The sequence below is a fragment of the uncultured Methanobrevibacter sp. genome (genome assembly GCF_937898925.1).
In the GTDB taxonomy this organism is placed as follows: domain Archaea; phylum Methanobacteriota; class Methanobacteria; order Methanobacteriales; family Methanobacteriaceae; genus Methanobrevibacter.
The window spans coordinates 1-5,952 of sequence record NZ_CALDKF010000055.1; the positions used below are offsets into that span (position 1 = coordinate 1).

7 protein-coding genes and 1 pseudogene are annotated in these 5,952 nt (G+C 32.3%); 4 read left to right on the forward strand and 4 right to left on the reverse strand.

The window, feature by feature from the left end; all coding sequences use genetic code 11:
• Window positions 1–68: 68 nt before the first annotated feature.
• Window positions 69–1,355, reverse strand: coding sequence for an ATP-binding protein (locus Q0409_RS04190; protein WP_298535420.1), 1,287 nt, complete (start codon window positions 1,353–1,355; stop codon window positions 69–71).
• 448 nt (window positions 1,356–1,803) lie between these two features.
• Here Q0409_RS04190 and Q0409_RS04195 point away from each other — a divergent pair, with 448 nt between their 5' ends.
• The 3 genes from Q0409_RS04195 (at window position 1,804) to Q0409_RS04205 (ending at window position 3,603) form a co-directional block, all read left to right on the forward strand.
• Window positions 1,804–2,250, forward strand: coding sequence for a hypothetical protein (locus Q0409_RS04195; RefSeq protein WP_298535424.1), 447 nt, complete (start codon window positions 1,804–1,806; stop codon window positions 2,248–2,250).
• Window positions 2,240–2,935, forward strand: a complete 696-nt coding sequence (locus Q0409_RS04200; RefSeq protein ID WP_298535437.1) for a radical SAM protein — start codon at window positions 2,240–2,242, stop codon at window positions 2,933–2,935. Before Q0409_RS04195 ends, Q0409_RS04200 begins: the two co-directional genes overlap by 11 nt.
• Window positions 2,936–3,033: 98 nt before the next feature.
• Window positions 3,034–3,603, forward strand: coding sequence for a lipopolysaccharide assembly protein LapB (locus tag Q0409_RS04205; RefSeq protein ID WP_298535427.1), 570 nt, complete (start codon window positions 3,034–3,036; stop codon window positions 3,601–3,603).
• Here the strand turns inward: Q0409_RS04205 and Q0409_RS04210 are convergent.
• Complete coding sequence (locus Q0409_RS04210; RefSeq protein ID WP_298535430.1) at window positions 3,587–3,784, reverse strand: hypothetical protein; 198 nt, start codon at window positions 3,782–3,784, stop codon at window positions 3,587–3,589. The two genes, Q0409_RS04205 and Q0409_RS04210, sit on opposite strands and share 17 nt — an antisense overlap.
• Window positions 3,785–3,858: 74 nt before the next feature.
• Here Q0409_RS04210 and Q0409_RS04215 point away from each other — a divergent pair, with 74 nt between their 5' ends.
• Window positions 3,859–4,467: a zinc ribbon domain-containing protein gene (locus tag Q0409_RS04215; protein ID WP_298535433.1), complete on the forward strand. Its 609-nt coding sequence runs from the start codon at window positions 3,859–3,861 to the stop codon at window positions 4,465–4,467.
• Here the strand turns inward: Q0409_RS04215 and mcrC are convergent, their stop codons facing one another.
• Window positions 4,468–5,496 (reverse strand): 5-methylcytosine-specific restriction endonuclease system specificity protein McrC, encoded by a 1,029-nt coding sequence (gene mcrC, locus Q0409_RS04220; protein ID WP_298535435.1) that lies wholly within the window; start codon window positions 5,494–5,496, stop codon window positions 4,468–4,470.
• Between the two features lie 7 nt (window positions 5,497–5,503).
• Window positions 5,504–5,952, reverse strand: a pseudogene (locus Q0409_RS04225) (hypothetical protein); the annotation flags it as partial.

The window sequence follows — 5,952 nt, forward strand, 5'->3', positions numbered from 1 at the left end:
TTTTATATTAGGATGGCAAATTCCAAACTAAAGAAAATAGACTAATAAATAAAAAAAATAATATAAAGCTACTTCAAACAACCAATCGGAATGACTTTCACTCCATCAGCCCTGGTGTAAGCCATTTCACCACCGGTTATGACAGCTAAAAAGCTTGGCTCCTCTAAGTCAATCTTTTTATTTTCAACACTTTTTTTAATCAATTTCTTTAATTTAAGCAGGTTTTCAGCTCCCTTATCAATTTCCCTGTTTCCTAACTTGAATTCAATCAATGCATACCTTCCATCACTTAAATATATTATGCAATCTGCTTCAAGACCACTATCGTCATTGTAATATAATATATCTCCATTAAGAGAACTTGAGTAAACCAGCAAGTCACGTATGCACAGGTTTTCGAATATGAACCCAAAGGTTTCAAAGTCCTTCAATAATTTCTCAGGTGTCAGGTTAAGGCTTGCCACTGCTATTGATGGGTCTATAAATTCCTTTTTGTAGGATTTTCTGATTGTGTTTGCAGAACGAATGTTGGGTGACCATGCAGGAATGTTTTGGATTACATACAATCTTTCAAGAGCATTGAGATAAGAATTATAGGTAGGCAATGAAATATCCTCGTATTCAGTCCTAATATCTTTCATGAGTGTTTTTTTAGTTGCCAATGTTGAAATGTTTCTGGCATATGACTTCAGAATCGCTTTTACCCTTTGAGGATTACGTTTAACCCCATCCACCTCTGAAACATCACTATTGCATATTATATCTATATAATCAGATACGATTGACAATTGCTGCTTTCTGGTTTTCTTGTTTAAAGATTCCGGCCATCCACCTCTGCAAGCGGCAAATATCAAATCAGTTATTGAAAGATTTGATTTTAAACCGTCAATGTTTAAATTCTCATCATCAAATAAGTCCATTAATGAAATTTCTCCTGTGGATTCACCGCTTTCATATAAACTCATTGGCCGCATCACTATTCTTTTTATTCTGCCTGCTCCTGAATGCTTGATTTTACTTTCGTCAACTGTTGTTGAACCTGTTAAAACATATGCCCCCTCTTCGTCTGATTCATCCACCAAATATCTTACGGCATCCCATAGCTCTGGTGCCATCTGCCATTCATCAATAAGCAATGGCTTTTCCCCTTTTAGGAGTTCTAAGGGATTGGTATCTGCAAGCTTTAAATAAGATTTCCCATTTACAGGATGTTGAAGTTCTATTAAACTGTTACATTGTTGCTTTGCTGTTGTGGTCTTACCACACCACTTTGGACCAGTTATGACCACTGCACCCATATACTCTAAAGATTCCCTTAGTTCCTGGTCAGTGTATCTTGGTAAATATTTTTTCATCTTAATCACTTTTTTATACTTTTCATAGGTTTAATTTTATACTTTTCATCAAATTTATTTTATACTTTTCATAATATAAATTTTATGTTTTTCACTATTTTTATTTTATACTTTTCATAAAATTTATTTTACAATTTCTCCAACTGAAGTATTTAAATTATTAAACTCAAAAACAATGAATTAGTATGATATTAATTATATAAAAGGAGTTATATAAATATTTTTAAAAAATGAATAATTACAAGTCTCTAATTAAAAAATAAACTATATATAACTATTTATAAACAAAATACAAGTTTTTTATGAAAAATTATAAATTAACCAAAGGAATTATAAAAAGATTTATAATTTTTAAAAACAAATATTATTTTAAGAAGGGGTGAAAAGGTTTATTGCTTATTTTAATTTCACTACTTTTTTTAAATTCTTCATTATAAGGGGGTAAATTATGAATGGAAGAGACAAATGTGAACTCTTAAATGAGATCAGACAAAAAATAGCTCTCAAAAACAACATAGAATTTAACATTGAAGAATGCACATTCGAAGGAGACTGCTCAGGAACATGTCCTAAATGTGAAAGCGAGCTTGAATATCTGGAAAATGAACTGAATAAAAAACAAGCAAATGGTGAAAAAATAGAACTGGAAGGAATATTACCCTTAGAAGAGATGGAACCAACTGAATTAACATGTGGAGACTTGTTTGTACCCTTTGGAGATTTTGGTCCTTCAAAACCTTTTGAAGAAGTGGAAGTTATTTTAGAAGAGGATAGCGAACTTTTTGAACATTTCGGATGGGGTCCAAATGATTACTCTCATAGATTTGGACAAAACATCGTTCGAAAATTTTTCTATGATGTAGATGAGGTGGAGGGGGATTTTGATGACTCCTAAAATCAATATTCTATCAATATCCAGGCTTAGAACATATACAGATGGGGATGGAATTACTTCACTTGTAATTTCTGCAGGATGTCCTTTAAGATGTGCTTATTGCCTTAATCCTAACACATGGGATGGAACACTCCAGCCAAAATCCATAACTGTAGATCAATTATATGAAGAGCTGAAAAGGGACAATATTTATTTTCTATCAACTGGTGGAGGAGTATCATTTGGAGGGGGAGAACCTCTACTGCAACACGAATTTATTAAAGAGTTTATAAAAAAATACAAATCAACCAAATGGAAATTCTATCTAGAAACATCTCTATCAACTGATTTGGAATCATTAAAAGATGTAATAGACCTTATCGACTATTTTTACGTAGATTGCAAAGACATGAACAAAACCAGATATGAATTATACACCGGAGGAGATTATGACTTATTTTTAAACAATTTAACTTATCTGAAAGATCATGTTGATGGAGATAAAATTAAAATTAGAGTTCCAAAAATTAAAGGATTGCATAAGAGATTTGAATTCGTGGAAACTGATTTAAAACTCAGAAGTATGGGATTTGAAAACATTGAACTGGTTGATTACATAGATGAAGTGGAAAAGTATAAGAAAATATCAAAAATAGCTATTAAGAATAGAGAAGACTTCTTAGAAAAAATTAAAAAAAGTGATTAAAATGAAAATAGTATCTTGGAACTGTTGTAAAAATTTTAAAGAAAAATGAAAAGAAATAAAATAGCAATTTTTATACTAAATAAAAATAAACTAAAATCATGGAAACAGAAATAAAAATCTGCCCTCAATGCAACAGACTATACCAAGAAAAAGAGGAATGCCCAAAGTGCAATATAGAACTGGAATCACTAGAAGCATATGCACAAAAGCTAGACAAGTGCCTTGAGTATAGAAGAGGACTTCACATAGATTACATAGACCCATCATATGCTGAAGAACATAAGAAAGAGGGAATTAACAATTACTTCAAAGCATACATGACCTTGCTTAGGGTAGACCCTCTAAACAGGGAAAAGTATCTCTATGGATTGGTAAAGGTCTATGACATATTCGATGGCGGATATGACTATCTAAGCAAGCTTGACCATAGGGTCGTTTTAAAAATACTCGACCGCCTTTTGGAATACGATCCAGACAATGAAGATTACCTCTACATTAAGCTCCGTTACCTATTCTACAAGGAAAGAGAATATAAGGAGGCATTGAAAATTGCCAATAGGCTACTCGAAATGGACAGCGAAAATGAAGACTACATTTCCTTCAAGGAAGCTGCATTGGAAGAGATAGGTGAGGAACCAGATGAGAAATACTTTAAGCTAATGTTTTAACTGGGATGAAAAAAAACATTAATCTAAATCCATACCCCTCCCAACCATAATGCTCAAAATCTTCATCCAAACCTCTAATCAATTCCTTCATAGAATAGTCTAATAAAAATATGCAAACAGGAAATGCAAGATTCACCCATGTAGCATACCATTCAAGAATAATAATATCACCACCAATCAAAAACAGCTTACATTTAATAAGTAGGAATAATATATAAAGATTATCATTCCAAATAATATTTGAGGGGATAAATCATGAACTACTGTTTCAACTGTGGAGCCAAACTAATAGAAAAAGATCAAAAGTTCTGCATAAAGTGTGGAACCAAATTAGTTGAACACGAAGAGAAATACAAAGACTATCTAAAAGAATCCCACAGCAAGTACAATAAAAGGGAAGGGGAATCCTATAACGATTACCTTGAAAGAATCAACTCACCAGTGAAAAATAAAATAGCTACTGAAGAGAAAGAAGAAGATTACATTGACTATGACCCTCTCAAAACATATAAGGAAAACAATCCTCAAATAAACTATCCTAAATCAGAAAGAGAAGATGATGATTCATATGAGACAATAGCTGATGAAAATAGAAAAGAAGTTATTGTAGAGGGCATGTTCGGAAAACCTTCAGTGTCCACAGAAGGAAACTTTATAGTTGAAGGAATGTACGGCCGGCCTAAATACTACATCGATGGAGACATAATCAGGGAAAACAATCAATTCGGAAGGCCAGCATATAGAATAGACGGCAACTATATAAGAGAAGGAATGTATGGAAGGCCTAAGTATTATATTGATGGTGATTTGATTAAAGAGAACAATCAATTTGGTAGAGTGGTTGGTAGAAGGAAAAAATACTAATCAAGCTTTCAAGTAATCCTCAACAATACTATCTAACTGATTTTTAATCATTTCAAAATCCTGATTCAAGTCAAGAGTCTTAACACTTATTCTATTACCGCTCATTGAATAATCATGGTCTGGCTGTATCTCTTCCCTAGTTCTAGCATACAATAGCATACCAGAGACTTCATTATCCACTTCAACTTCCTTGTTTTTAACATAAGTGAATATTTGATAGAGATTATGTGAATGAATGGTTCTTGTATCAAAATAGCTTTGAGTGGTGTTTGAATAGTATTTGGCATCGATAATCAAGATCTTGTCCTCATATTCCAATGTGATGTCAGTCTGCATACGAGGCAACATTTCACTGAAATCATCATCCAATTGCCATTCTATTTGAGGAGAATATGCCTTTAAATATTTATGTTCTTTTCTATAGTAATTTAAAATGAATTTCTCATACAATCTATTCATAAGCTGATTATCCAAGAATTCCATTAGCTTCTTCTCACCTTTTTTCTCAGACTGCAATAATCCCTTGAGAGTAAGGTTGCAAATTCCAATAATCATTCTGTAATCCTGATTATTTCTATCATAGCGAATTTGCCAATTAATTGAATTTGTATCTAAAGTATCTACATCACGGAAGTATAAAAGAATATTTTTTATACCGCGTCTTTGTATTTTAGTTATAGGTGCTTTTAAAAGTATAGTTAAGGTAGTCTTTATTATTTTATTTAAGTCACTATTCACGGAAAACTCATCGTATATACAGTTCAGTTTCTTGTTGATAAAATTAAGTTCATTTATGGACTCTGTTATGTTGATTTTTCCTCTGATGGAACTGGTTGTTTCATCCACTTCAATGTAGTCTCTATAAAGACCTTGCTTGATCTGCTTATTGAGAGCAATTATAAGAAGTTCACTGAATAGCTCATAGATATTGTCAAATTCTTCTGAAGCTACCTTCTTATACTCTTTAAAGTTCAAACTGTAAAATGCATAGCTCAGCATATAGTAGATGTTTTTAATTGGTGGGGACATAACTCGCCTATTCTTTTAAGGAGTTTCTAAGTTTTTCACTCCATTCTTCAACCTTATCTGGTTCATCGAACCAATATTCCTTAAGAAGAGGAATGATTTCGTATTCAACAATGTAATTTAATTTTTCTTTTACTTCACCATCATTTAAATTACAGAAGAAACTATGTCCAATACGGAACCCTTCTCCAAGGGTTTCATCATCTTCAATTGTGCTATTTAAATCTTTCATAACATCAATCAGATTGTTAAATGAAGAATTATCAACTTCATTTTGGTAGTGGATAAATCCAGATGAATCGAATCCTGGTTTCAATTCAAAGAAAGCAAATCTACGTCTTAATGCATAATCAATCATGGCAATGGATCTGTCTGCAGTATTCATTAAACCAATAATATAGAGATTTTCTGGTATATGGAACTGTTCATCGGAGTACAATAGCTGAACCTTTTCTCCTC

Coding starts and splice junctions, on each gene's coding strand:
- Q0409_RS04190 (WP_298535420.1), bottom strand. CDS start 1,355: ATGAAAAAATATTTACCAAGATACACTGACCAGGAACTAAGGGAATCT.
- Q0409_RS04195 (WP_298535424.1), top strand. CDS start 1,804: ATGAATGGAAGAGACAAATGTGAACTCTTAAATGAGATCAGACAAAAA.
- Q0409_RS04200 (WP_298535437.1), top strand. CDS start 2,240: ATGACTCCTAAAATCAATATTCTATCAATATCCAGGCTTAGAACATAT.
- Q0409_RS04205 (WP_298535427.1), top strand. CDS start 3,034: ATGGAAACAGAAATAAAAATCTGCCCTCAATGCAACAGACTATACCAA.
- Q0409_RS04215 (WP_298535433.1), top strand. CDS start 3,859: ATGAACTACTGTTTCAACTGTGGAGCCAAACTAATAGAAAAAGATCAA.
- mcrC (WP_298535435.1), bottom strand. CDS start 5,496: ATGTCCCCACCAATTAAAAACATCTACTATATGCTGAGCTATGCATTT.